Source organism: Paenibacillus sp. FSL H7-0331, from assembly GCF_001956045.1.
This window is the reverse complement of record NZ_MRTH01000003.1, coordinates 353,700-379,773: the sequence shown is the minus strand read 5'-3', so window position 1 is coordinate 379,773 and position 26,074 is coordinate 353,700. Positions and strand designations below refer to the sequence as shown.

Genomic DNA, 26,074 nt, shown 5'->3' with positions numbered 1-26,074 from the left:
CAGGCTTCTCTTTATGATAGGAGCGTTACTTCCAGTTATGGCTTCGTGTATCAGCAAGAGAATTTACCGCTAAACCGCGGTCGCTCACCCAAGTTTTACTTCGATAATAAATTCTCTTATAATTAACTTACAATCGGGTCATACTAGGGGAAAATTGCAGGGAGCGTGAGCATAATGCGTTTTTTCCCCATAGTCATGACAGGTATTCTGCTTACAGGTACGATTCTTTCATCCCCCGTAACGGCGGACGGCAATACCAAACCATCCAAATTATCGAGGAGGGCTCCCATGAGTCAAGTTGTTAAACGTACGGATGTTCCTGTAGAACAGCGCTGGAAGCTGGAAGATCTTTTTCCTAATCAGCAAGCATGGGACACGGAATACAAGGAAGTTAAAGAAGCTTTGCAGCAAATCAGCGAATTTCAAGGCAAGCTGAACAAGCCTGCTGCGATCAAGCAATGTTTTGAATTGGAAGACAAAATTTCTGTACATATGGAACGTCTATACGTATACGCCAACATGAAGCATCATGAAGATACAGCCGAACCAACTTACCAGGCATTGTCCGATAAAGCCAAGAAGCTCAGCGTGGAATCAGGCGAAGCCTTATCCTTCATTTCTCCGGAAATCTTAAGTCTGTCGGACGACGAACTGCAAAAGCTGGTGAGTCATCCCGAACTTAGCTTTTATAAGCGTACCTTGACCGAAATGATTCGTGAAAAACAGCATATCCTTTCCAAATCGGAAGAAGCACTGCTAGCTCAGGTAGGCAATCTCTCACAAGCTCCGAGTACTATTTTCAGTATGCTGAACAATGCCGATCTGAAATTCCCCAAGGTGAAAAATGAGCACGGTGAAGAAATTGAGCTGACACAAGGGCGTTATATTCAATTCCTTGAAAGCCGTAACCGGGAAGTTCGTAAAAATGCATTCAAGACGATGTATGACACTTATTCCAAAAATAAAAATACGATCGGCGCTACACTATCTGCTAATATTTCAAAAGATATTTTTTATTCCAAGGTTCGTAAATACCCTTCAGCCCTGGAAGCATCCCTGTATGGGGACAATATTAATAAAGAAGTGTATACCAATCTGATCGATACGATCCATGAGTCATTGCCGTTGATGCATCGTTATATGGAGCTCCGCAAAAAGCTGCTGAAAGTCGATGAGCTTCATATGTATGATCTGTTCGCACCGCTTGTAGATGAATACAAGATGGATATTACGTATGAGCAGGCTCAGGGAATGGTCAAGGAAAGCTTGAAGCCACTCGGTCAGGATTATTTGAACATTTTGCAAGAAGGCTTTGACAAGCACTGGATTGACATTTATGAAAATGAAGGCAAACGGAGCGGTGCCTATAGCTGGGGCGCTTATGGAACACATCCTTACGTGCTGCTGAACCACAAAGATAATTTGAACAGCATGTTCACCCTCACTCACGAGATGGGCCACGCTATTCATTCCTATTTATCGGATGAAAATCAGGAATATCGCTATGCGCAGTATACGATCTTCCTGGCAGAAGTAGCCTCCACATTGAATGAAGCGTTGCTTATGGACTACATGCTCAAAAAATCAACAGATCCTAAGGAAAAAATGTATTTGTTGACCTACTACATGGATCAGTTCCGTACGACAGTGTTCCGCCAAACGATGTTCGCCGAATTCGAAAAAATCACTCATGAAAAAGCAGAACAAGGCGAAGCACTCACTCCTCAGGAGCTCAGCAAAATTTATTACGATTTGAACCTGAAGTACTACGGTAAGGATATGGTTGTGGATCAGGATATCGAAATCGAATGGGCGCGCATTCCACATTTTTATAACAGCTTCTATGTTTATAAATATGCGACTGGGTTCTCCGCGGCAACCAGCTTTGCCAAACAAATTCTTGAAGAAGGTCAGCCTGCCGTCGACCGCTATCTTGGTTTCCTGAAAAGCGGCGGAAGCGACTATTCGATCAATATATTGCAGCGCGCAGGTGTGGATATGTCGACACCGGAACCTATCAAGCAAGCGATGGATGTATTCAAAAGCCTCCTGGACCAAATGGAGCAATTAACCAAGTAGTAGAATCAACAAGGCTGCTAACGTTCACCATGTTCGCAGTCTTGTTGGTTATTTGGCACCTAAGGAGGATAGCTTAGCATGAAGACCCAATGGATATTTATCAGTATTTTATTTTTTGGATTGCTGACTGCCATTTTTGCTGCAATCAATACGGAACCGGTTAATGTGCATCTCATTTTTACTGATATGCAGCTGCCCCTGATTATTATCATTCTCAGCTCAACACTACTCGGCGGATTGATCCTCGGATTGATTGGCATGAGCAAGCAGTACAAATTAAAACGGACCATCAAGCAGCTCGAGAAGCAGCTCAATGAGGCACAAATGGCACATGCGATTCCATCGTCAGCAACTCCCACTGATACTGCCCCTCTTCCTTTAACCTATGCAGCATCGGAGAAATTGCCTTCTTCGGAAATATAAATATGTGCCTAAAGTAGTCGCGTCAATTCTGGTCACTTGAGCCGTTCCCTACCATGGGACGGTTTTTTTGATTTGGGCAAATTTTAATTGATGGTCATTGGAACATATTCCCTCTTGGTTACGTTAGAGCTTGTAAGAAGTACAGGAATGAAAGCATTTACGAGGAGGGAAAAAAATGAAAAAAGCATTAACGTTGGTGTGCCTTCTGGCAACTACAGTTTTCTCGTACGGGGTCGCGGCACCACCTGCAGCTACAGAAAGTGGCACAGCTATCGGCTTACAAGTAAACGGGAGCAATGTCTCCTTCAGCTCTATGCCGCTTTTGATCGACAATACTCTCATGGTCCCTTTACGAGATTTATCTGAATCTCTGGGTGTGCAGCTAGAATGGGATGAAAGCTCCCAGACTGCAGCAGCTGTTAAGGGATTACACAGTATTAAATTGACAATCGATAACAAACAAGCCTTTCGCGGGGAAACACCCGTAAATCTGGAAGCAGCGCCTCGTATGCACAATGGCAAGCTGTTCGTTCCATTGCGTTTTTTTAGTGAATCGTTCGACTTTAATGTATATTGGGATGGAATGAATAAGTCAGTCGCTATTGTCGATGCTGATAAAAGCCTGCCTACAATCGGCTCTGCAGACCATATGCTGGAGCTGTTCAAAGATTATTCAGGTGCAGGTGGCGGCTACGGAGGCAGCGTGAGCCTGATGACGAAATCAGATATGGCTACAACGGCCGTGATACAGGAACAATCGACCTCCAAAGAAAAATCATCGAGCAGTGCTCCTGCAGCAGCCCCCGCTCCTCAAGCAGCAGCGGCGGAATCCAAACCGGATTATTCAGGTACCAACGTTCAGGTTGAAGGCGTTGACGAAGCTGATATTATTAAAACAGACGGCTCTTATATTTATCAGGTTAATCGTAACCGTGTCATCATTGCTGCAGCTTACCCTGCTGACCAAATGAAGGTCACACAAACCTTGACATTTGAAGATCAAAACTTCAGAGCCAAGGAGCTATACATCGATGATAAGCATATGGTGGTCATCGGTACGACATTCTACAGAACTATCGATCCCGTTGTACCTATGGAGGGTCAAACGGCTCCTGCCATGCCCGTATCCGGACCTGCGGTCCAGCAGTCTTCTTCTTCAAAGTCGGCAGCTCCGCCCCTTTCCGTTTCACCTGTACCTGCTCCTGTTTCAGCAGAAAATATAAAGATCGTATCCTTACCTGGTGTTAATCTTTCACGAAATACAACCAAAGCAATCGTTTACGAACTAGGGGATCGCACTCAGGTGAAGAAGCTTCGTGAGGTCGAGCTCGATGGCAATTATGTTTCTTCGCGCAAGGTTGGCTCCTCACTATATCTCGTCTCCAATAAAGGCTTCAATGTATATCCGCTGCTGCGCGGCGATGTGTCATCAACTGATAAAGCAGTAGCATTGAAAAACTCAGCTCCTTCTTACAGGGACTCTGCTGCGGGTGACGCCTTCATTAGCATTGGCTATGAGGACGTTCGTTACTTTCCCAACTCGGTGCAGCCAAACTATTTGTTAATCGGCGGCTTCAACCTGAACCAGCCCGAGCAAAAGCTGAACGTCTCAAGCTACCTCGGCTCCGGTCAGCAAGTATATGCATCAGAAGCCAATTTGTTCGTTACGACCAATGAATACACACCTGCTGCCGTACAGCCCAATACAGGTGAGGACCCACTGGCAAAACGACGCATAGTAGCGGGAGAAACAAACAGCGTTATTTACAAATTTGCTATGGATCAAGGCTCCATCCGATATACGGGCCGCGGCAAGGTTCCAGGGCGGGCCATCAACCAGTTTGCGATGGATGAAATGAATGGCAGCTTTCGAATCGCTACGACAACCGGTTTTGCAGGACGTGATGATGATATGACATCCAAAAATCATATGTATGTGCTGAACGAATCGATGAATGTGATTGGACAAATTAATGATATTGCACCCGGTGAACAGATTTATTCGGTCCGCTATGCAGGCAATCGTGCCTATATGGTTACTTTCAAGACCGTTGATCCTTTATTTGTCATTGATCTGCAGGAGCCGCAGGCACCCAAAATTCTTGGCAAGCTCAAGATACCGGGCTACAGCAACTACCTGCATCCTTATGATGATACCCATCTGATCGGCTTCGGTAAGGACGCGGTCGAGGTCTCAAGCAATAATGGATCTATTGGCTCTACACAAACGACTGCTTATTATCAGGGAATGAAGATGGCGATGTTTGATGTAAGTGATGTGGCTAATCCAAAGGAGCTGTTCTCGGAAAACATCGGAGACCGCGGTACGGATTCCGAGCTGCTTCGTAACCATAAGGCGCTGTTGTTCTCCAAGGAGAAGAACCTGCTCGCTTTCCCCGTCACGCTGATGGAGACCAAAAGCAATGCATCTTCAAGCTCAAACCCGGCAGCGGCCATAAATACGGTTCCAAGCTACGGCGAATTTGCGTTTCAAGGTGCTTATGTATACCAAGTTGATGTGGCAGCCGGCTTTAAGCTCAAAGGAAAAATCACCCATTTAACCAGTGACGATTACTTGAAAGCCGGACATGTCGCTTACAATGGCAAACGCAATATCCAACGGATTCTATATATTGGAGATGCGCTGTATACATCATCAGAGCAAATATTAAAAGCAACCGATATCTCTTCCATGAATGACTTAAAGTCAATTACTTTACCTTAGTTAGTGCAAAAAAAACCGTTCTTCCCATCTGGCGAATTACATATATTCGCTGATGGAAGAACGGTTTTCATTTAGGGAACTCATCCATTTTCAGATATACAAGTAAAGGAATCCTGCACTTACAGCACCGCCAATTCCTGAGCTGATAATATTGACCGTATCATTCGTCATCCATGAAGCTCCGCGAATACGAATTGCCTGTGTATCGTTGCAATGACGTTTTTTTTCTATTTCCTTACCGCAGACCGGACAGCGATACATGACCTGCCATACCGCTCCCAGCCAGGAGTCCGACAGCGAGCCTGCCATACCACCAAGAGCACCTGATAAGAGCAGTCCTATAACACCTACAGCCGAAGTAACGACGATGGAAGAAGCAGCATCGGCCCCACTGATAGGCTGTCCCCAACCCGTACTTGTGAAAGCCCAGCCCGCCACACCGATCAGCAGCCCACCGGATAAAGATGCGGCAAGTCCCGCAGCTGTTATTCCGCCGGAGGTGCCAGTTGGAACTCTTCGCCCGCTCACTATGGAACGTGGCAGCGAACGGCTTAAACCGCCGATTTCTGTTGCCCATGTATCTGCATTGACTGCAGCCATAATGCCCATGAAAGCAGCCCACCACAGCGAGTGCGGCCATATGCTGTTACCCAAGCAAAGCAGCGTTCCCAAGCCTCCGTTGGCTGCTACCTGTCCGGCATCCCTCCTGCCAGACTTTGCATAGTTGCTCTCAACGACGGCTTTACGCTTATGCTTCCACTTCGTGAGCAAGGTGGAGGTAAGGAAAAAGACCATAAGAGTCCCATACCACGGCAGTCCTCCAAGCGCATACAACAAGGTCCCTACGATTACCGCAGCGATAGCTCCAGAGACAGATAAAGATTGTTTGCGCCAAGCTGCCCATGCAATGAATGAACTGCACGCCAAACCGATCAACCAGTCCAACATGAATTGTTTTCCTCCATTATTCGATAAAATTCTACAATATATATTTACAGAACTATTGCATTATAATATGATTTTCTTAGTTGAAAAAACGCAAAACCCCAGGGAGGGTATTAACGTGCATGAAGCTGATCCGTTTGGGACACTCAAAATAAAGAAAAATCTCGAGCCCGAAGAAATGCTTCTCGTTATTTTTGATTATGCAGCCAAAATAGCGAACGAGCGACGACTGGATCATTTGATTATGCTAATGGCTGATATGGGCCGCGAGATGGTTGTTTCAGATCGATGTACGGTATGGCTTATAGATAAACAAAATAATGAATTATATTCCACAGTTGCGCATGGCGTTCCCCAACTCAGACTTCCCCGAGATGCAGGCTTGGTCGGGCACTCAATAACGACAGGACAACCTATTTTCATAGAGGATGCCTACGTAAATACCGAGTTCAAGGATGTATTGGAAAGTGGCGCAATTGCCATGGATCTCAAAACCGGTTATCGCACCAAAGCATTGATGGTCATTCCGTTCCGTAATAATGAGGGCGAAATAATGGGAGCTTATCAGGCTGTAAATAAGCTCACCGCCGAGGAGCAATTTTCCAAAAAGGATTTAGAGCATCTCACCTTGGCCGCCTCCTATGCAGGAAAATCTCTGGAATCCGCCCTGCTCTCCAATGAAATTGAAGAAACCCAAAAAGAAATCATCTTCACAATGGGAGAGATCGGCGAGAGCCGTTCCAAGGAAACTGGCAATCATGTCAAACGTGTAGCTGAATACTCTTACATCCTGGCCAAACAACTAGGTATGAGCCACGAGGAAGCCGAGTTATTGAAAATCGCTTCGCCTATGCACGACATCGGCAAGGTCGCCATTCCCGACTCCGTACTAAAGAAGCCCGGCAAGCTGACAGATGAAGAATTCGATATCATGAAAGCGCACACCAATATCGGGTATGGGTTATTGAAAAATTCAAGTCGCCGCATCTTGAAAACAGCTGCTATCGTCGCTCATCAGCATCACGAGAAATGGAATGGCCGTGGCTACCCACAAGGAATCCAAGGTGAGGAAATCCATATCTATGGACGTATTACCGCTATTGCCGACGTATTTGATGCACTTGGCAGTGAGCGGGTGTATAAGCAGGCTTGGGAGTTGGATCGTATTCTCAATCTGTTCAAGGAAGAACGAGGCCAGCATTTCGATCCAATGGTCGTCGATGCCTTTATGGCACAGCTGCCAGAGATTCTCAAGGTACGTGAGCTGTATTCGGATGCTGCCTTGGCTGAAAAGGACAAAGGAGGAATCGCTTAACAGAGCGATCCTCCTTATTGGTCTTATTACGTTAATCCGATTGTAAACTCGCCCATAGCCTCTGATCCCCACAGCAGCTCGAATTTGTCACCAGAGCTGACAGCACCGACACCAGCAGGAGTACCCGTATAAATAATATCTCCTTTACCTAAACCATAATGCTCGGCAATATAATCAACAATGACCTGAAGATTAAAAATCATATCATTCACATTACCCCGTTGAGCCTCAGTACCATTAATTCGCAATGAAAACTCCGTTTGTCTTACTTCCTCATAACCTTTGAACGGACGGAATACCGTTAAGGCAGCCGAATTCAAAAAACCTTTGGCCGGAAGCCATGGTTGGCCCTTTTTCTTAATCACAGACTGTACATCACGCAGTGTAAAATCAATTCCAAGCGCCATCGTATCGATCAAGCTGTCTATGGACATACCAGCCTCGTAATTGTGTCCAATATGCACAACCAGCTCGGTTTCAAAATGGACCTCTCCTTTATCCCCGGGAAGCGTGATCGTCTGCCCATGGATTGGGGTAAGTGCATGGGTCGGTTTCATGAAAATCATCGGTTCATCAGGGATGTCATTCCCAAGCTCCGCAGCATGTAAGCCATAATTGCGTCCAACACAATAAATATTGCGAATCAACTCCATGATCCAACACTTCCTTCGCTCTTATCTAATCGGATACCTACGACTCAAATTATAGAACAGACGCCCCCAATACTCAAATAGATATCATAATCTATCGGCTCTTCACAAATACCTATCGCAATTATAGGCTTTATCTCTTGGACAGCTGTTTACTTGTAGCGTAAAGTAAAAAGTACAGTCTGTATGTGAAGGGGCTTTCATCATGCTGCAAACATTTTTTTCTACCATATATCATGTATTTCTACCGATTTCATTACCTGTGATTGGCGGTATGCTGCTCAGACGCTACCGTGGACTGGACACGAAGGCCATATCCACGCTCTCCTTGTATGTGCTGAGCCCGGCATTAATCTTCGATACGCTGACAAAGGCACAGCTGTCATTTGATGATGTCTACAAAACAGTCGCCTTCAGTGTCCTCAACTTGCTGCTGCTATGGGGAATTGCAAGTATACTCGGACGTGTGCTCAAGCTTCCGCCAGCAGAACGTGCAGGTTTAACCATGGTCTCCACGTTCACGAACAGTGTTAATTATGGCTTGCCGCTGGTGCTGCTGGCATTTGGTCAGCTTGGTCTGGAAAAGGCTTCTGTGTATGTAATCGGGCAAATTTTTATCGTGAATACCATTGGTGTATATTTCGCTGCTCGGTCCCACTTTTCCGTTCGTCAGGCCATGAAGTCTATTCTTACCCTTCCCTCCATCTATGCAGCTGCGCTGGCCGTGATCGTTCGCAGCCTTCACATCGGTATTCCCGAAGGTTTGGATAAGGGGATCATGATGCTATCCACTGCGTACGCTCCAGTCGTACTGACCGTCCTGGGCGCACAAATGGTGAACAGCCGCTCGGCAGCCTGGAAGCCAGGCCTGCAGAAGGCACTGTGGACCGGCATCTCGATTCGGCTTCTGCTCTCGCCTCTTCTGGCGCTGCTCGTGTTGGCCATACTGCATATCGACGGAACTTTATTTTCGGTGCTCTTCATCCTGGCTTCAATGCCTGCTGCCGTTAATGCCTTTATGCTGGCTGAGCAATTCGACGCTTCCCCCCAGTTCGTTGCACGCTGCATTCTGTGGACTACATTAGCTTCATTCCTCGTATTGCCTTTTGTGATTGCTCTGATTCAATAAGGAGCAGCCGCCCTGGGGTTACCACTGCGATATTTGTGGCGAAACTCCCTTGGCGGCATCCCGATCTGCTGCTTGAACAACTTATTATAATAGCTCACATCCCCCACACCTACCCGCTCCGCTACGCGAATAACAGGTTCATCCGTCTCCCTCAACCATTTTAAAGAAGCTTGAATGCGAACCTCATTGCGGTATTCGGTAAATGTTTTGCCGATAGTCTGCTTGAACTTATGAGTAAAGCTGGTTTTACTCATTCCGCACATCTGACAAATTTCCTCCAATTGAAACGGCTCCGCATAATGCAGCTCCAGAAATGCACAAAGCTCGCGTATCCCTGAATGCTCAGGGCGAAACCAGGTCTGTACCAACCGCTCTTCGTAGCAGCGACTCAGCCAAACCAGCAGCTCTATCAGCAACGCTTTTATCGAAATCCGATAGCCCAGTGCCTTATGGTCAAATTCCTCAATGATCCGCTCCAGACGCAGTTGAACCTCCTGAGCTTCGGGAAGTGACAGTTTCAGATGGGATTCGAAATCGGCCTTTTGCCTGAGGAAGGGCTCCACATAAAAAAAGTTCATAAACGAGGAGACCTTCGACAAAGCCTGCAGCTCAGCCTCAAGAAACGACGAGATGAATAAAATATTATAAACCTTGAGCGGAGCCGTTCCGATGACTCGGTAGTCATGCTCCACATCCGGCGGTATGACGAAAATATCCCCTTTGGATATCGGATAGGAGTGCCCCTTGTACAAGTGCTCGCCAAAGCCATCGGCCACATAGACCAGCTCAATAAAATCGTGGGTGTGCGGATTCATCACTCTCTCTGGCAAGGTTGGATAAGGGAATGCTGCGAATGGAAATTCCTCGCTCTCCAGGTATTTTTCCTTCGGATAGAGCATGTGCGATCCTCCTTAAAAATCCGGCGAATTAGTCCGCTATCCGACTAATCATTGTACCGGAATATGCTTTCACAAAATTATTTGTCCGCTTTGCTCATTATTGTAGACGAGCGGCCTGGGCATAACAAGTCCTCCTTTTGCCAAAAGAGATCACAAGCGGTCAATTCTCCGGGTTTATAGGTAGATATTCCAAGAAATTCTCACTAAAGTTTCCTATACTTATAGGGGGAGATACGGAGTCATAATCTCTACAAATCGAATACGCAAAGGAGTCTAGGTATGAACAAGCAATGGGAAGCTGAGTGGATTGCGGATGCTGCTTTTATCGGTCTGCAGCCGATCGATTTGTTTCATAAAGAAATGGAGCTGAAGGATCTGCCCGATCATCGAGAGGATCTCAAAAATCTGCATATGCTGGCGAGAAAGACTTGGAGGCTGGAGGAGACTTTCACGGATGCCATACTTGATATTACAGCTGACGATTACTATAAAGTATATATAAACGGACAATTCGTAGGACAGGGCCCTGCTCAAGGTAATTATTTTCATTATTATTATAATCGCTTCGATATCACGCCCTATTTGCAAAAAGGTAACAATGTTATTGCCGTTCATGTCTATTATCAGGGCTTGATCTGTCGTTCCTATAACAGCGGGGATTATCGTCAAGGCTTAATAGCCGAAGTGTCGGTCGATGGACAGCTTGTAGCGAAAACCGATGAGACCTGGAAGGTAACCCGAAATAAAGCTTACGTTAGCGACGATATTATTGGCTATAACACCCAGTACCTGGAGCATATCGATAATCGCCTTCAACCTGTTGGATGGCAGGAGCTCGACTATCAGGCAGCAGACTGGACTCACGCTTCTGTCCATGCTGCAGATGATCACCAGCTGCAGCGGCAGCCTACTCCACCACTTGCTGTCTACACGGTCAAGCCAGTAAAGATAACCTCGCTTGCAGAGGGAAGTTATGTACTCGATTTTGGCGGGGAATTAACCGGACAGTTCCAGATGCGCGCTCAGGGCAAGGAAGGACAGCAGATCGAGCTTCGCTGTGGTGAGGAGTTGCTGGACAATGAGCGTGTTCGTTACGAGATGCGATGCAACTGTACCTATCAGGAGCATTGGACCTTGTCAGGCGGTAATGATGTGTTAGATATGTATGACTACAAAGCTTTTCGGTATGTTGAGGTACTCGCCGAATCCGGTGTTCACATTGATACAGATAGCTTTGCAGCTGTTGTCAGGCACTACCCGCTCGATGAGGAAGCTTGTCTTTTTGAATCGTCAGATTCCATGCTGAACGCAATTTGGGAGATTTGCACAAATGGTCTGAAATTTGGCTCACAGGAAAATTATGTGGATTGCCCTTCCCGGGAAAAGGGACAATATCTCGGTGACAATACGGTCATTACTCACGCCCATACTTATGTATCCGGCGATTTACGGCTGTTCCGAAAATCACTTGTGGATTTTGCCTTATTGTCCTCGCATGTGTGTCCGGGTATTATGGCTGTAGCTCCGGGCCACTTTATGCAGGAGATAGCCGATTTTTCGTTCCAATGGCCGATTCAACTGCTTGAATATTATAAGCAGAGCGGTGACGAAGCCTTTTTGCGTGAAATGTATCCTGTAGCTGAGGGGATGCTGCGGCATTTTGTAGCTTACCAGCGGGAAGACGGATTGCTCGCCCATGTAACCGACAAGTGGAATCTGGTGGATTGGCCGGAGGGTATGCGTGACGAATATGACTTTCCATTGACTAGACCGGTTGGTGAAGGCTGCCATAATGTAGTTAATGCATTTTTTTATGGAGCACGGGTTGCCGTGAGGCAAATTCGCAGTATCCTACAAGTGGAGGAGACTGACGATTTAGACAGCTTCAAACAGTCGTTCCGACAGGTGTTCTGGAATGAGCAGACGAGGCTGTTCGTGGATGCAGAGGGATCGAAGCATTCTTCCCTGCATGCGAATGCACTGCCGTTATTGTTCGGTCTGGTCGATACTGAGGAGAATCAGGCTGTAGTCGAATTACTGCGGAGCAAGCGTTTGAACTGCGGCGTATATATGGCATATTTTTTATTAAAAGCTTTGGCTGCTGCCGGAGAGCATGCGCTTGTGTATGACCTGATCCGCTCGGAGGAGCTGCATTCGTGGGGCAATATGGTCAAAGAAGGCGCAACAACCTGCTTCGAGGCATGGTCGAAGGATTTGAAATGGAATACCAGCTTATGCCATCCATGGGCTAGTGCGCCTATACCTCTGCTGATTGAAGAGATTATCGGGCTTAAGCCTGCTGCTCCGGGATGGAAGGAAGTCAGCTTTAACCCTCACATACCGGATACGCTGGAATGGCTCCATATTTCGTTTGAAGTGCCTGCGGGTACGATTCGATTCGAGCACAAACTCGGGCATTCGAAGCTTATACTTCCTGAGGGTGTTAGCTTGAGACCAAATTGAACGCTTTGACCAACTGAACATTTTCTGTTACAGTTTAACCTAGAGGTGAAGAAAATGATCAAGCTTGGTATTTTGGATCAGTCCCATATAGGTGAAGGTAAAACTGCTTCAGACGCACTGAGAGAAACAACGCTGCTGGCTCAAGAGGCTGATAAGCTCGGCTACTCCCGTTACTGGGTATCGGAGCATCATGCGTCCAAGGCACTCGCGCATTCAAGCCCGGAAATTCTGATCGCACATCTTGCTGCAGCAACGGCAAAGATTCGGCTGGGTTCCGGGGGCATTATGCTTCCGCATTACAGCGCCTATAAGGTCGCGGAAAATTTCAGACTGCTCGAAGCTCTGCATCCAGGGCGGATCGATCTGGGTTTGGGGCGCGCTCCTGGCGGCATGCCACTCGCTACAAGAGCTCTTCAGGAAAATAAATTTGTGGATATTAACCAATACCCGCAGCAGGTTAGAGATTTGACGGGCTATTTGCATCAAGCAATGCCTCCTGAGCATCCGTTTGCCAGACTGCATGCGTCCCCTTCTATTCCGACCGCACCCGAGCTATGGCTGCTGGGTTCCAGTGATGAGAGCGCCAAGATTGCTGCAAGACAAGGTGCTGCTTATGCATTTGCTCAGTTTTTTGGTGTACCCGGAGGTGAGTCTGCGATGCAATATTATCATGAGCATTTTCAGCCGTCCATCTTAAACGATCGCCCACGAACTCTTGCCGCTGTTCTGGCCATATGTGCAGATAGCGAGGAAGAAGCCAATATGCTGGCAACCAGTACAGACTTGTTTTTCCTTCGCCTGGAGTTGGGTTTGGAGCTCAATACTTTTCCTTCCGTCGAAAGCGCCATGGATTATCCGTACACCGAAGCAGATCTGGAGCGCATACGGATACGTCGTCAGCGGCGCATCGTAGGCACTCCAGGGCAGGTAAAGAGCAAGCTGCTGGAAATTAGTGAGCTGTATAAAACCGATGAATTGCTTGTAGTCACTCCAACACATGATTTCGAAGCCCGGTTAAAATCTTACAGACTTCTTGCGACAGAATTCGGATTGTATAGTTAGTTAGATTAGAGGTTTTAAGGCTAAGGATTCACCGCTCCAGATTGCGACGGCTTGGTCGTTCCTGGAGCGGTATTTGGTTTGGGAGTCTGTGCAGGCTGCTGTGTCGATGGCTTGGCCGGCTGTACAGGTTTAGTCTCTCCTGTCTTCTTGTCTGCCGGTTTATCTGCAGCAGGTGGTTTGGCTGGAGCCACAATATCTGATATCGGCTGCTTGGTTGGGCCTGCAGTAATTTTGCCATCGTTCGCTACGACAGCATTAAAGGATATACGCGACATCCGTTCAAACAGCTTTAATCCTTCTGCCTCCGGCATACGGACGGGCTGGGCGCCTTTGGTCAGTACAGGCAGCATCTGCAAATTGCACTTGCGATCCTTCGTACATTCCGCATCAAGCACCATCGTCTCCCAGGTCATCGGCTCCGCATTGGTCGTGAAGATGAAGTTACCCAGGCTGTAGGCAATCCATTTTCCATTATACTGCTCAAAGCCCTGAAGCACATGCGGATGGCTGGCTACAACCAAATCGGCACCCTGATCAATATATTTGTGCGCGAGATCGGTCTGTTCCTTGGCTGCAACGTCCTGACGTTCAATACCCCAATGAGTGATGACTACAACGAGATCAGCCACCTCGCGAGCATTCGCAATGGCCTCCAAGGGGAGCTTCGTTGAATAAGTTTCGGCTACGCCAGGTTTCTGCTTGCCTGCATACCATCCGGCATCAGGCGCATTACGGCTGAATCCGAGAAAAGCAATCTTGATGCCATTACGCTCCATAATAACCGGCTTGTAGGCTTCGTCAATATTGCGCCCCGTACCTACCCGCTTGATATCCACTTTGTCCAACGCATCCATTGTGTCCAACAGCGCATCCGTTCCATAATCAAGAATATGGTTGTTAGCTGTATTGACGAGATCGATACCGGCATCTTTTAGTGCAGGCAATGCTTCAGGTGATGAACGATATATGTAATCCTTGCTTTGTGCCGTTCCCCGTGACGAGATCGGTGTTTCCAGATTGGCTACGGTAATATCAGCTTTCTCAAGATATTCCTTCATGTACCGATAAGGATAATCCCAACCGTTCTTGATTAATAATTGTTCTACATTGCCTGCAAACATCACATCGCCGACAAACGTAAGCTTAACGCTTGAACGATTCGTACTCGTACTGCCGCTCGAATTAGCCGCAGGCTTGGTACCAGGTACTTGACCGTTGAGATTGCTGCTATCGCTTGGCTTGTCCGTCGTTCCATTGCTGCTTGTGCCATTCCCAGCGTTACCACTCGCTGCAGCATTTGATGGCTTAGCGACTTCCGTTTTACTTGTAGTGCCACCTGATGCCACTGCAGGTGCCGTTGACGCTGCCGGAGCTGGCAGCGCCTTATCAGAATCCTTGCCAAACAACCAAATTAACAAATAACTAAAACATGCTATCGTTACTAATCCTATGATTCCGAGAGTTATCCACGTATTTCTCTTGATCTTATTGACATCGCGATGTTTGACAGCTCGAGTTTCTATGACGATCTTCTCCTTCTGTAACCGGTTCATTGAGTTTGCAAACAGAAACACCTTGCTAGTATACCAAATTTTCATTCATAGAGCATGAATCAAAACTCACAAAAAAACAGTTGCCAAAGTCAACCCAAATTTGCTATTATGGTTGTCCGTCCTCTTTGCACCCTTACATAACAACCCTCTTGTTAGTATCTTCAACAGCTGTACTCACCCTTTACGCACGTGTCTCAGAACTACCCTTTTCAAACAGAAAGTCATCGATGTGCTTGCTGCCGTTACCAGCAGGTGCGACAACTTCATTACAGGAGGTGTGTATGCTTTTTACCGTTTTAATAAAAAAAGCGTATGACCGCAACTTGCAGTACCGAGCCTCGCATGCAATCAATACGGTTGCCAGTGCGATCTTCGGGCTTATTTACGTCTCTATTTGGAAAGGCGTAGGGACAACTGGTGGTGCAAGCGGTTATACACTGGAAACTGTCATTCATTATGTAGCATTTAATCAGGTCTGTTTATGGATTACAGTTTTTATGACCAAAGGACTCGGTATTGACCAATCCGTACGTACCGGACAAATCGCGCTTGATCTCATGCGGCCTGTTCACCTTTTTTATCATTTAATGTGCCGGGAATGGGGGCAAATCGCCTACCAGCTTCTCTATAAATCATTACCTATCTATCTGCTCTATGTGTGGACATTGGACTTACCGGTTCCGCGAAGCGCTTCCACATGGGCTTTAACTATCACAGCACTCATTTTGGCCGCCTATATGAGCATTTGCATCAACTATATGATAGGTGTAGCTGCGTTATGGACGACTGAATCGCAATGGCTGTTCTGGGTACATATCTCACTCTCCTCCGTTTTATCCGGCTTCCTGATCCCGAATGACTGGCTGCCCGTCTGGCTGCAAGGTATAGCGAGAATGACTCCTTATCCGTATTTGCAGTATGTGCCTACCAAGCTTTATCTCGGTATGGAAGGTGCACCCATTCTCCTGGGAAGCCTGATCTGGTCCTTATTTCTGACCTTGCTATGCTTTGCCGCTACAGCGATCGTTCGCCATAAAGTGGAGGTGCAAGGAGGATGAATGCGTTTCGTATGTACGCCCTTCTGATCCGTGCCAGTATCGTCAGTAAGATGCAGTACAAATTTAATTTTTGGTTCTCGACGGTGCTTGCTTTTGTGGTCAATACGATGGAATTTTTGCTAATCTCCATCATTTTATGGAAATTCGGTAGTATCAAGGGCTGGAGCTTATATGAAGTGGGATACTTGTATGGCACTATTCTGCTGTCCAAAGCGATTTACCGAACATTGGCCAGTGATGTCCATCATCTGGAAAAATACCTGGTTTCCGGTGATCTCGACCAGCTGCTTATCCGTCCCATCCCGCTGCTGCTGGCGCTCATGACTCAAAATTTCCGAATTATGATGGCGGAATACATTCAAGGCGGCATCATCCTGACGGTTTGTGTACACGAGATGTTGCAATCTGGACAGATTGAGCTTTGGGCCATTCCGCAAACAGCTGTCGTTATTATAATCGGAGCCGTCATTTTGTTCGCAATCGGGCTTGGTACGGCCACCTTCGGCTTTTGGATTACAAGGGTCAGCGATTTGCAAAATGTAACTGAAGACGCGGCTCGCACAGCTGTACAGTATCCGATGAGTTTATATCCAAAGTGGCTTCAAGGTATTTTACTGACCGTGATTCCTGTCGGAGCTGCCAATTATTTACCCGCCCTGTACGTGCTTCGCCATGAATTCGGGTTTTGGCTGATCCCGGCTATCGGCTTGTTCGCCGCTCTATTCCTGTTCGCTATGCTGCAGTTCTGGAAGCTCGGTATGTCTAGATATCAAAGCACGGGAAGCTGAACCCTATATAAATAAACGATCTATCAAAGGAGCTGTTCCATGATTGAGGTATCAGGTTTAAGTAAATCATTTCGGATTCCGCTTGTTGGTCAAGGACGCTGGCAGCGGATTCGATCTTATATTAGCGGGGCTCATCAGGAAAAAATCGCGGTCAACGACATTAGTTTTATCGTCGAACGCGGCGAGTTTGTCGGCTATATCGGCCCGAATGGTGCTGGCAAATCGACCACGATCAAAATGCTGACCGGCATTCTGCACCCCTCCTCAGGTGAGGTGTTAATCGGTGGGTACAGCCCACACAAATTCAGGCGGCAGGTCGTACGCAAGCTTGGAGTCGTGTTCGGACAGCGCAGCCAGCTATGGTGGGATCTGCCCGTGAAGGATTCCTATGATATATTGGCTGCGATGTACGGAATCGAAAGAACGCAAAAGGAACGTACACTGGCTGAGCTAAGCGAGCTGCTCCAGCTTAAGGAATTTATCGATACGCCTGTACGTAAGCTATCGCTTGGGCAGCGTATGCGCGCCGATCTGGCTGCATCGATGCTGCATAACCCGGATATTTTGTTTTTGGATGAGCCCACCATTGGACTGGATGTCGTAGCCAAAAAATCAATTCGCAAGCTGCTTAAAGCCATGAACCGGGATTTTGGAAAAACGGTGCTGCTGACCACTCATGATATGGATGATATCGAGCAGCTATGTGAACGTGTAATGGTCATTAACCACGGGCACCTTGCTTATGACGGAACCATTGATGGTTTGAGAGAGAAAATCGGATTGCCCACATTAATGAGAATCAGCTTTGCCGAACCAATCCACGTGCCTCCTGAATGGAGCGGTGCTTTTCTGATTGTCGGCCAAACCGATAATGAGCTCACTGTTCAGTGCAATCGTAGGACTATTCAGGCAATGGATGTATTGAGGCAAATCGAGGAGTGGGGTACGATCTCCGATGTTCATATGGAGGAGCCCGATTTCGAGGAAGTCATTCATCGAATCTATTAGAATTTCATGCCTATACGGGAGATACTCGAGTCTGAGTATCTCTTTAAGCTGCTTGATGAGTTGGAGCAATCGAGTCTGATTATGTTATACTTCAACGTACATAGCAGGAAAAGAGGAGAACGGCCGTGGCACGTTGGAAGGTTAATCTAGCTGTATTATGTATAGGCCAGTTTTTGGTAATGAGTGGAATGACGATGATTACCCCCTTTTTACCGTTATACATACAAGAAATGGGTGTTACGGATCCTCATCACATTGCACTTTGGTCAGGATTTATTTTTGCAGGAAATTTTGTTACCTCATTTTTTTTCCAGCCGCTCTGGGGACGTTTGTCGGATCGATATGGACGCAAGGTGATGCTGCTTCGCTCCTCATTCGGAATGGCCGTCGTCATGACATTAATGGGTTTTGCCCACGATCCGACACAGCTGCTGCTGCTCAGGATTCTCAATGGTGTCATCTCTGGATTCATGCCGGCAGCGGTGGCCTTGATCTCAACCAATACACCCCGCGAGAAAAGTGGCTTCGCCATGGGTATGCTGCAATCGGGTGGAGTTGCAGGCTCGATTCTCGGTCCATTCATTGGTGGCTTGATGGCGGAATGGCTCGGATTTCGTTCTATTTTTTATGTGACCGGTGCTTTGTTATTCGGTGCCTCAATGGTGGCGCTGTTTCTCGTTAAAGAAAAATTCGATTTGGCCGAGGCCAAGAAGAAAACGAATATTACGATTGTAGAAGGCTTCCGCGTGTTAATGAAGGTGAAGCAGCTGCCAGCGCTGTATGGAGTCACTTTTGTTATTCAGTTCTCGATGCTTGCTGCCATGCCCCTTATCCCCCTCTTCGTTCAGGATCTGCATGGGAAAGGCGAGCTGCTTGCTTTTTACGCGGGGCTTGTCGGATCGGTGACCGGCTTCTCCAATATGATAGCGTCTCCACTGCTCGGCAGATGGAGTGATCGAATCGGATCTGTTAAGATCTTGGCGGTTTGCTTGATTGGAGCAGGGCTATGCTATATTCCACAAGCACTCGTAACGAACATATGGCAGCTGTTTGCTGCGAGGTTTATGCTTGGTGTGTTTATGGGCGGTATGCTTCCCTCGGTACAAACACTAATTCGCAGCTACACCCCTAATGGTATGGAGAGTCGCTCCTACGGCTTCAACTCCAGCGCGCTCAGTCTTGGTAACATGATGGGACCGATTATTGGTGGAGCTTTGTCCGGTTGGGTGAGCATTCGTGGGATTTTCATCATGTCCTGTATTATGCTGCTCGGCAACGCACTGTGGGTTCGTCGGACTTTGAGTGATCCACAGCTTCCAAAACAGACAATCCAAAAAGCCGGAAGCGCCTCTCACTCTGGAGACGATACCTAATACGGCCCGCATGACTTAGCTCAAACCGACATATCCTTACTAAGTAAAGCAGATTTAGTGCACTTACAAGCAAACTGTTTTCTGTCATACGGAATAACCCAACCTATGCAATACCTACAACAACAGCTTGCCACAGCAAGCTATTAGGAGGTTCTCGCCCTGCATGAAGCTGGACATTAAAAAAATCCTGTTTATTATCGTTTGTGCCGAGCTACTGCTCTGGTATCGTTCTGTGATCGAGGTAAGGAATACGCACTATGAGATTGTGTACCATAATAATGAAGCTTATCATTGGAAGACACCCCAACCTGCAAGCAATCCGGCCGTATCCTTAAAACAAGCATCATAAGTCAGCTGGTAGAGGTTGTTCAAAAAGCCCGTTTAGCACATTAAGGTTGACGTTATAGTTAATATGGATTCAAAGAGCATATTATTGGTATAACCCTCCTATAGGAAATAATAGGAGGGTTATTTTTTAAAAATATAGTGTCTACGACTGGCTGGTGCCCTCCGACATATCCGGCTCTTTCTGTCTCATGATCGGAATCATTACAAACGCTCCGAGAATGAACAGGATACCTGCGCCAGTATAGATCGTTACGAGCGGGTAGGCGTCTTTCAGCGTGCCGGCGAATGACATGGAGATGACCATCGTGCCAATGAACATCGGGGACAGAACACCATTGACCCGGCCCACGATAGATTGGTGTGACCATTTCAGGATCATCGTACTGATCCCGATATGGATGCACGGGAACACGAGTCCGTTCACAAACTGCACAATCAACGTTAATGGTACACTCGTTGAGTAACCAACGATGACCGTACATATGGCCCCCACCAGCATACCGACAGCCAGCAACAATTGTGGTGCGACCTTCTTTGCAAACACGGCAACGATGCCGCCTCCGATCAGCATTGCGGCACCATTTACCATGAGGATGTACTGCAGGAATTCCTTCGGCTGGCCGAGTCGCTCAGTTACGATGAACAGGCCGAGCGCTTGGGCGATGCCCACGGCGAGTCCTGCCAAAATGAATACCGCCCCCAGTGTCCGAAGCACTGGACTTTGCCAGACGTAACGGAAGCCCTCGTTGAACTCCTTACGGAATTGGCCTTTCATTACTTCCGGCCGCTGCTCCTCCTTATCCTTGGGCAGTCGTACCAGTATGAGCGCGGACAGCAGGAACGCAACCCCCATAACTGCAATTGATGTCTTTAGACCGAACGTGCTGTAAGTGAATGTACCAAGCATCGGCCCAAGCACCATGAAGATCGCCATCAACGACTGGAACAGCGCCATCCCCTGTTGCAATTGTTCTTCTGCAACATGCTGCTTGAACAACCGCATACTCGAAGGCTGTGAGAACTGTGAGAGAATTGCTGAAATGAAAGTGACTAGGAAGACGGACTGCCATGAGCCGAACTGAATCATCAGCAACACGACGAACACCGAAACTGCAGACAACAAGTCACACCAGATCATTGTTCGCTTCGGCCGCCAACGATCGGCGAATGTTCCGCCTATAAACGAGAACACGAAAATCGGCGCGAATTCGGCGACGCTAATCAATGATATGGCATACGGATTGTTATTTGTTTTATCCGCGATATAGAGCAGAATGGAAAAATTCCTCACCCAGATACCGATTTGCAGCAAGACGTTAGACAATAGTACAGTCTGGAGGAAACGGTTACCGAAAAGGCTCGGGGCTTTGTCGGTGTTTTGATGCATAGCCAATTTTTAACACTCCTTTTGTTATGCTACAACAAGATAGCAACAAGTATAATTTAGCGGCGCGATGCTTCGCAGCCGTGCCTAAGAAATCTTTCGTGTTTATTCTAGCATATAACAAATGTGATGGATTCTTTTTAATTGCTATTTTCGGGTACCAAATTGAGGCAATTATACAACGAAGCTAAGTGTTCAGTCAGTGCGTATACGGTAACATGTGACGCATAGCTGCCCCTTCACAGGTGAACTAAAACCGGATGCCGAAGTAACGCTTTGCATTACCTTATTCGTTAGTCCAATTAACTATCTCACGGCTTCCAGCCTCAATTTGTTGTTCTGGCTTGCTCTTGCCCCAGTTTGTCGTAGCCAACGACCGTTATTTCATCAGCAGCGAGGGAAGAGTTTAAACTAACTATTCCAAGGAAATCCTGTCCCTCAGCCACTATTTTTTCTACAGATTCTTGCGCATTCTTTATAATCAACTTATGAATCTGAGAACCTTTTCTTACTCCAACTATAACCTCCTTGTTCCCAACGAATGTTTTCACTTGAATCAGGTTTTTGGAATGGCTAGCTGAATTAAATTTGTACCTATCTTTCTTTGCAATAGGTGAAAATGCAGCGATCCCAAATTCCCCTTCATATGGGTGCACTTCAAATAAAGTATAGATTTGCTGTTCTTGGGTCAATGTCTTCAAAACACTAGTCCCCTTGCCTATGCTCAAATCGGTGGCGATTTGGATCTCCGATTCGTCCGCAGAAATATCGTGTACATTAAACGAGCCGCTTCCATCATCAGTAACATGATATAAAATAACAATACTTAAGAAAAACAAGGCAGTAACCAATACCAGGGCAGTTACAATTCTTTTCATCATACACCTCCAAAATCTATAGACGGACGAATATTAGAAAAGGTTTCCATTAATGTTCTATTGGTGACATGAAAATAGTTTGGGGGAACAGCAGCGGATTGATATTACAGCCGGGGAATTCAGAAAAAATGCTTCTTGGGGCAAGATATCATCAATGAGGGTATAAAAAAGCTGAAGTTCGAACGGATGCCGAACAGTTTTGGAAGAATAATCCTGTACTGTGGATAAACAGGGTACCCTGATAAAAGAACTACAATCGGGGATCTTGAACAATGGTATTACAAGGGTATTGGAGGAATCGAGTATTCCCGCTATCTTTACTTCAAAGACGGCTTATTTTATAAATAATACGATGATCTACTAAGAAGTACATAATCAAATTTGCAGTTCAACAATGAAGCGGACCCTTTACATTTTATTACTAAAAACTGTAAAGGGTTGCCCCCCATATGTTTAGAACCCTTCCCATTCACAACGGCCGAGCAATGCTCAAGAACCCTCACTTACAATTTTTTTACTCGTTTAAAAAGGTTGTCGCCTTGTTCTGAATTAGCTTGGCTACTTCCTCCGCAGACTTTTGTTCGCTAAAGAATGATCTGGACTCATCTCCTATTATGGAAATCACTTTACCATCCGCGTTCGAATAGTTATTCGCTGTACTAATGAACTGTTTGAACTGGGTAAATTCTTCGTCAGACACCTTGGGGGCTTTTCCGTCTGGAAGTTTGTACTTTCCGCTTTTAACTTGATTCTGAATGTCGTTCAGCTGCTTCTCATTCACAGATTTAAGCAGTGAAAATCCTTGCCTTCCTTGCAGGGATTGTCCTTCTTCGGATAACAAGAAGGCAATAACCTTCCAAGCCTCCTCTTTAACCGAAGATTTGGCTTGAATGGCGAACTGGGAATCGGTGATAATCCTCGCTCCTCCTGCTTGTTCTGGTTTTTGCAGCAACTTCGGATTTGAGAAAAATTGGTGCTGACCATTAATTAAGTCTGCTGGTGATTGCAACAGGGCAGAATAGAACATCTGCTTGCCTATATCCGCTGGTTCTGAAGTCATGACTTTATCATCGTACATTTTCTTAATTTGTTGCATCATTCCCACGAAAAAGGGAGAGTCGAACTTTGCCTTTTTCGTTGAATGATCAACGAACTCTGCGTATTTATCTACAACCAATTCTTGAAGGAGGAGTTCCGGTGGGTCATTCGCTAAAGCGTAGCGGCGCTCCTTGCCGCTCTCTCCCAGTTTTTTCGAAATCTTTTCAAACTCCTTCCAGGTCCATTTCTTATCGTCGACATTCGTGTTCTTAAGTATGTCGCCATCGCCTATGAACGCACGGAGGGAGAATCCTAAAGGCATAGCATATAAACCGCCATTCTGCTTCAAAACATCCAAAATGTTCGTTTGCAAATCGTTTGTATTCAGCGATTTGTCTTTCATCATGGTCTCATCCAAGTTCAGGAGAAGCTTTTTGCTCACATAATCGTCGATAGGTAAACTGCTTATTTCGAAGATATCCGGGCCTTTCCCTGAAAGCAAGGCTGTATTCATCGTTTTTTTGTACTTTTCATAATCCTCTGAAATTTGAATTTGCAGATCGATGTCTGGATTCTTTTCTTCAAACTTTTTCTCTACCGTCTTAAAAAATGCGTTCGATTCTTGCATAGCCGTAGGCCATACTTGCATCGCCAAAGTAACGACCTTTTTCCCTTCATTGATTACCGGCTTCTCCGTATTTGTCAGTTCCTTGCTGCCTTCAGAACTGCATGCGGCCATAGACGTTGTTAAAATACCAATAGACATGATACACTGCCACTTTTTCATCGAACGAATACCTCCTGGAGTTTTTTGTCAAAAACGAACACGATTTCCTTCTTGTAAAGGCTCACTGCTTTCCATAATAATCAGGTCGTCCTTATAGAGGCTTTCCGCTTTAATCATTGTTTCTTTTCCATTCGTTTCACTGGACTGAATTCGGACTTTATGAGTAACAAAGATATTGCCTAATGCCCCCCTCTGCTCGTCAATTTTGTAAACGAACAGGCCGTCGCGGTCTTGATGAATCGCCGCATTGGATATGACTAGCCCTTCTTGGTTTGAGCGTTTCTCCAATTTGAACTCTGCCTTCTCACCCCCTCTCAGATCGGAATCAATGACCTTTATGCGAAGTGTCTTCTGTGCAATCGTTTGGGTAGGCCCTGCTTCTTCTACAGATGTGCTCTGGGTACGAGGTTGTGTATTCGCCACTTCATCAATCGTGCCGTCGATCATACGGATTTGTTGTTGGTCTCTTTCTGCTACTGTATGTACCTTGACCTCTATCTTCTCTCCGATCGAAATCCCCAAGCTGGAAAGTATCGTTGAATCAACAGAAATATCCAAACGATAGCCCAAGCTGCTATTCGAGATAAGAACGTCCGGTTCCCCCGCTGTTATTACCCCTTCAATGGCATTCAATTTATTAATAATGCCATCGAACGGAGCGTTCATTTCCTGTTGGCTTGTCAGACGGTCTCTCAGCTCGTTAATTTTACGTTCCTGCATGCCGAGATCAAGTTTACGTGTTTCAATATTGCGGCTTGCAGCCCGAATCTTGAATTCGTCCCCTTCCGTCGTTGACAGAATGAACTGATCTTGAACATTCTGCAGCTCGACTTTCTGCTTGTCCAAGTTTGTTATTTCATTCTCCAATTCACGTTCAGCAGATTTGCTGTCATAGATGATTAGCTTTTGCCCCTTCTTCACACGATCTCCTTCTTTTACAAGAATCGTTTGGACCTTCCAACCAGCAGGGTTCGATAATCTCGTTTCGACGAACGGTTGCACCATACCGTTGCCTTCAAGCGTAAATAAAAGACTTCCGTTAACCAGCTTTTCTGTTCTCACTTTCGGTAAGGTCAGTGACTGCAGCGTGTTGCTGAACAACGTAAAAAATATTAACAATCCCATAAAAACAATGAACACGACTTGAATGCTCCGTTTGCGCCTACGATCACCCAGTTCTTTTTCTAACTCCATATTCCGTCTTTCTCCTCCTAAGAAACTTTCCGTTGGAAAGTTTTCTTCTTAAGCATTGTCTGAGTTTTACATTGGCAAAACTTGCATGGTAAGCATTAGCTTTACAAAAATTACCCCTTGATGCCAGACAATTGAATGCCTTCAATGAAATACGTTTCCGCATACAGAAACAGCAGCACCATCGGAGCCATGTAGAGTACGGATGCAGCGAAAGCAATCCCCAGCTCGCCATTGATCTTCGATAAATAAACGGATAACGGCTGCTTGAATGGATCGTCCAGAAAAATAAGCGGCTGCTCCACCATGTTCCAATAATCGACGAACAATAAAATAACGAGTGCAGCCAAACCCGGTTTGATCATCGGAATAATAATCTTGTAGAAGATTCGTAGATGTCCGGCTCCATCCATCTTGGCCGCCTCGATGTAGGCATATGGAATATCCAGCATGAACTGCCTAAGCATAAACACACCGAAAGCTGCGAATATTCCAGGCAATATAATAGCGTTGGAACTATTCAGCAGACCAAGCTTATCCGACATAATATAATTAGGAATTAGCGTTACTTGGAATGGCATGAGCATCGTCAAGACATAAACGAGAAACAAGTGTTCCCGACCGCGAAATTGCAGCTTCGAAAAGGCGTACGCAGCAAGTGCTGCTACGAGGCTTTGTCCTGCGATGATCGGCACTACCATATATACCGAATTCCAAAACATCGTCAGATATCTCGGACTGCCCACCAACACCTTGCCATACTGCTCCAAGGACACTTGATCCGGCAGCAATTTTAAATTCACAAAAGGATTTGCTTTTCCTGCAGTCGCTTGGTTCATCTGCCCAATGGGTCCATAATTGATGCCAATTTCTAGTTCTGTCATGAGCGAATTGGTGAAGGTGATCGCAATCGGGAATAATAACAGGACTCCTATTGCACCCATGAAGACCGTTAACGCACTTTTTTGTAATAGTTTG

21 protein-coding genes are annotated in these 26,074 nt (G+C 46.3%); 12 read left to right on the top strand and 9 right to left on the bottom strand.

The window, feature by feature from the left end; genetic code table 11:
- The first annotated feature begins 288 nt into the window (after nucleotides 1-288).
- The 3 genes from pepF to BK127_RS06495 all read left to right on the top strand — a co-directional run bounded on the left by pepF (nucleotide 289) and on the right by BK127_RS06495 (nucleotide 5,227).
- Nucleotides 289-2,079, top strand: coding sequence for an oligoendopeptidase F (pepF, locus tag BK127_RS06505; RefSeq protein ID WP_256711191.1), 1,791 nt, complete (start codon nucleotides 289-291; stop codon nucleotides 2,077-2,079).
- 78 nt (nucleotides 2,080-2,157) lie between these two features.
- Entirely contained in the window at nucleotides 2,158-2,502 is a 345-nt protein-coding gene (locus BK127_RS06500; protein ID WP_076229176.1) for a LapA family protein, read from the top strand.
- Between the two features lie 175 nt (nucleotides 2,503-2,677).
- Nucleotides 2,678-5,227, top strand: a complete 2,550-nt coding sequence (locus BK127_RS06495; RefSeq protein WP_076229175.1) for a beta-propeller domain-containing protein — start codon at nucleotides 2,678-2,680, stop codon at nucleotides 5,225-5,227.
- 90 nt (nucleotides 5,228-5,317) lie between these two features.
- Here the strand turns inward: BK127_RS06495 and BK127_RS06490 are convergent, their stop codons facing one another.
- A complete protein-coding gene (locus tag BK127_RS06490; RefSeq protein WP_076229174.1) occupies nucleotides 5,318-6,175 on the bottom strand; it encodes a DUF92 domain-containing protein in 858 nt (285 codons plus the stop codon).
- A 115-nt stretch (nucleotides 6,176-6,290) separates the two neighbouring features.
- Here BK127_RS06490 and BK127_RS06485 point away from each other — a divergent pair, with 115 nt between their 5' ends.
- Nucleotides 6,291-7,487, top strand: a complete 1,197-nt coding sequence (locus tag BK127_RS06485; protein WP_076229173.1) for an HD domain-containing phosphohydrolase — start codon at nucleotides 6,291-6,293, stop codon at nucleotides 7,485-7,487.
- A 26-nt stretch (nucleotides 7,488-7,513) separates the two neighbouring features.
- On the opposite strand, the gene BK127_RS06480 is transcribed toward BK127_RS06485, so the two are convergent.
- A complete protein-coding gene (locus BK127_RS06480; RefSeq protein WP_083689109.1) occupies nucleotides 7,514-8,143 on the bottom strand; it encodes a fumarylacetoacetate hydrolase family protein in 630 nt (209 codons plus the stop codon).
- A 199-nt stretch (nucleotides 8,144-8,342) separates the two neighbouring features.
- Here BK127_RS06480 and BK127_RS06475 point away from each other — a divergent pair, with 199 nt between their 5' ends.
- The gene (locus BK127_RS06475) at nucleotides 8,343-9,266 is read left to right on the top strand and encodes an AEC family transporter (protein ID WP_076229171.1); all 924 of its coding nucleotides are present in this window, start codon (nucleotides 8,343-8,345) and stop codon (nucleotides 9,264-9,266) included.
- On the opposite strand, the gene BK127_RS06470 is transcribed toward BK127_RS06475, so the two are convergent.
- Nucleotides 9,260-10,165: an AraC family transcriptional regulator gene (locus BK127_RS06470; RefSeq protein WP_076229170.1), complete on the bottom strand. Its 906-nt coding sequence runs from the start codon at nucleotides 10,163-10,165 to the stop codon at nucleotides 9,260-9,262. The genes BK127_RS06475 and BK127_RS06470 overlap by 7 nt on opposite strands.
- Nucleotides 10,166-10,444: 279 nt before the next feature.
- Here BK127_RS06470 and BK127_RS06465 point away from each other — a divergent pair, with 279 nt between their 5' ends.
- Nucleotides 10,445-12,628, top strand: a complete 2,184-nt coding sequence (locus BK127_RS06465; RefSeq protein WP_076229169.1) for a family 78 glycoside hydrolase catalytic domain — start codon at nucleotides 10,445-10,447, stop codon at nucleotides 12,626-12,628.
- 54 nt (nucleotides 12,629-12,682) lie between these two features.
- Nucleotides 12,683-13,690 (top strand): LLM class flavin-dependent oxidoreductase, encoded by a 1,008-nt coding sequence (locus BK127_RS06460; RefSeq protein ID WP_076229168.1) that lies wholly within the window; start codon nucleotides 12,683-12,685, stop codon nucleotides 13,688-13,690.
- A 20-nt stretch (nucleotides 13,691-13,710) separates the two neighbouring features.
- Here BK127_RS06460 and BK127_RS06455 read toward each other — a convergent pair whose 3' ends face one another.
- Entirely contained in the window at nucleotides 13,711-15,288 is a 1,578-nt protein-coding gene (locus BK127_RS06455; RefSeq protein WP_256711190.1) for a CapA family protein, read from the bottom strand.
- 236 nt (nucleotides 15,289-15,524) lie between these two features.
- Between BK127_RS06455 and BK127_RS06450 the strand changes: the two genes are divergently transcribed.
- The 5 genes from BK127_RS06450 (at nucleotide 15,525) to BK127_RS06430 (ending at nucleotide 19,819) form a co-directional block, all read left to right on the top strand.
- Nucleotides 15,525-16,301, top strand: coding sequence for an ABC transporter permease (locus BK127_RS06450; RefSeq protein WP_076229167.1), 777 nt, complete (start codon nucleotides 15,525-15,527; stop codon nucleotides 16,299-16,301).
- Nucleotides 16,298-17,089: an ABC transporter permease gene (locus BK127_RS06445; RefSeq protein WP_076229166.1), complete on the top strand. Its 792-nt coding sequence runs from the start codon at nucleotides 16,298-16,300 to the stop codon at nucleotides 17,087-17,089. Before BK127_RS06450 ends, BK127_RS06445 begins: the two co-directional genes overlap by 4 nt.
- A 39-nt stretch (nucleotides 17,090-17,128) precedes the next feature.
- The gene (locus BK127_RS06440) at nucleotides 17,129-18,097 is read left to right on the top strand and encodes an ABC transporter ATP-binding protein (RefSeq protein ID WP_076229165.1); all 969 of its coding nucleotides are present in this window, start codon (nucleotides 17,129-17,131) and stop codon (nucleotides 18,095-18,097) included.
- Nucleotides 18,098-18,222: 125 nt separating this feature from the next.
- Nucleotides 18,223-19,470 (top strand): MFS transporter, encoded by a 1,248-nt coding sequence (locus BK127_RS06435; protein WP_076229164.1) that lies wholly within the window; start codon nucleotides 18,223-18,225, stop codon nucleotides 19,468-19,470.
- A gap of 163 nt (nucleotides 19,471-19,633) precedes the next feature.
- On the top strand, nucleotides 19,634-19,819 hold the full coding sequence (locus tag BK127_RS06430; protein ID WP_076229163.1) for a hypothetical protein: 186 nt from the start codon (nucleotides 19,634-19,636) through the stop codon (nucleotides 19,817-19,819).
- A gap of 141 nt (nucleotides 19,820-19,960) precedes the next feature.
- On the opposite strand, the gene BK127_RS06425 is transcribed toward BK127_RS06430, so the two are convergent.
- The 5 genes from BK127_RS06425 to BK127_RS06405 form a co-directional block, all read right to left on the bottom strand.
- Nucleotides 19,961-21,205, bottom strand: coding sequence for an MFS transporter (locus BK127_RS06425; protein ID WP_076229297.1), 1,245 nt, complete (start codon nucleotides 21,203-21,205; stop codon nucleotides 19,961-19,963).
- Between the two features lie 323 nt (nucleotides 21,206-21,528).
- The gene (locus BK127_RS06420; RefSeq protein ID WP_076229162.1) at nucleotides 21,529-22,080 is read right to left on the bottom strand and encodes a hypothetical protein; all 552 of its coding nucleotides are present in this window, start codon (nucleotides 22,078-22,080) and stop codon (nucleotides 21,529-21,531) included.
- Between the two features lie 514 nt (nucleotides 22,081-22,594).
- Nucleotides 22,595-23,905, bottom strand: coding sequence for an ABC transporter substrate-binding protein (locus tag BK127_RS06415; RefSeq protein WP_076229161.1), 1,311 nt, complete (start codon nucleotides 23,903-23,905; stop codon nucleotides 22,595-22,597).
- 27 nt (nucleotides 23,906-23,932) lie between these two features.
- Nucleotides 23,933-25,099, bottom strand: coding sequence for an efflux RND transporter periplasmic adaptor subunit (locus tag BK127_RS06410; protein WP_076229160.1), 1,167 nt, complete (start codon nucleotides 25,097-25,099; stop codon nucleotides 23,933-23,935).
- A gap of 110 nt (nucleotides 25,100-25,209) precedes the next feature.
- A complete protein-coding gene (locus tag BK127_RS06405) occupies nucleotides 25,210-26,040 on the bottom strand; it encodes a carbohydrate ABC transporter permease (RefSeq protein WP_179097404.1) in 831 nt (276 codons plus the stop codon).
- Between the last annotated feature and the right edge of the window lie 34 nt (nucleotides 26,041-26,074).

Excerpts from the sequence above, each read along its gene's own strand:
- BK127_RS06425 (WP_076229297.1), bottom strand. The coding sequence starts at position 21,205 with ATGCATCAAAACACCGACAAAGCCCCGAGCCTTTTCGGTAACCGTTTC.
- BK127_RS06495 (WP_076229175.1), top strand. The coding sequence starts at position 2,678 with ATGAAAAAAGCATTAACGTTGGTGTGCCTTCTGGCAACTACAGTTTTC.
- BK127_RS06430 (WP_076229163.1), top strand. The coding sequence starts at position 19,634 with ATGAAGCTGGACATTAAAAAAATCCTGTTTATTATCGTTTGTGCCGAG.
- BK127_RS06455 (WP_256711190.1), bottom strand. The coding sequence starts at position 15,288 with ATGAAAATTTGGTATACTAGCAAGGTGTTTCTGTTTGCAAACTCAATG.
- BK127_RS06415 (WP_076229161.1), bottom strand. The coding sequence starts at position 23,905 with ATGAAAAAGTGGCAGTGTATCATGTCTATTGGTATTTTAACAACGTCT.
- BK127_RS06405 (WP_179097404.1), bottom strand. The coding sequence starts at position 26,040 with ATGGGTGCAATAGGAGTCCTGTTATTATTCCCGATTGCGATCACCTTC.
- BK127_RS06460 (WP_076229168.1), top strand. The coding sequence starts at position 12,683 with ATGATCAAGCTTGGTATTTTGGATCAGTCCCATATAGGTGAAGGTAAA.
- BK127_RS06445 (WP_076229166.1), top strand. The coding sequence starts at position 16,298 with ATGAATGCGTTTCGTATGTACGCCCTTCTGATCCGTGCCAGTATCGTC.
- BK127_RS06490 (WP_076229174.1), bottom strand. The coding sequence starts at position 6,175 with ATGTTGGACTGGTTGATCGGTTTGGCGTGCAGTTCATTCATTGCATGG.
- BK127_RS06440 (WP_076229165.1), top strand. The coding sequence starts at position 17,129 with ATGATTGAGGTATCAGGTTTAAGTAAATCATTTCGGATTCCGCTTGTT.
- BK127_RS06410 (WP_076229160.1), bottom strand. The coding sequence starts at position 25,099 with ATGGAGTTAGAAAAAGAACTGGGTGATCGTAGGCGCAAACGGAGCATT.
- BK127_RS06470 (WP_076229170.1), bottom strand. The coding sequence starts at position 10,165 with ATGCTCTATCCGAAGGAAAAATACCTGGAGAGCGAGGAATTTCCATTC.
- BK127_RS06465 (WP_076229169.1), top strand. The coding sequence starts at position 10,445 with ATGAACAAGCAATGGGAAGCTGAGTGGATTGCGGATGCTGCTTTTATC.
- BK127_RS06450 (WP_076229167.1), top strand. The coding sequence starts at position 15,525 with ATGCTTTTTACCGTTTTAATAAAAAAAGCGTATGACCGCAACTTGCAG.
- BK127_RS06500 (WP_076229176.1), top strand. The coding sequence starts at position 2,158 with ATGAAGACCCAATGGATATTTATCAGTATTTTATTTTTTGGATTGCTG.
- BK127_RS06475 (WP_076229171.1), top strand. The coding sequence starts at position 8,343 with ATGCTGCAAACATTTTTTTCTACCATATATCATGTATTTCTACCGATT.
- pepF (WP_256711191.1), top strand. The coding sequence starts at position 289 with ATGAGTCAAGTTGTTAAACGTACGGATGTTCCTGTAGAACAGCGCTGG.
- BK127_RS06420 (WP_076229162.1), bottom strand. The coding sequence starts at position 22,080 with ATGAAAAGAATTGTAACTGCCCTGGTATTGGTTACTGCCTTGTTTTTC.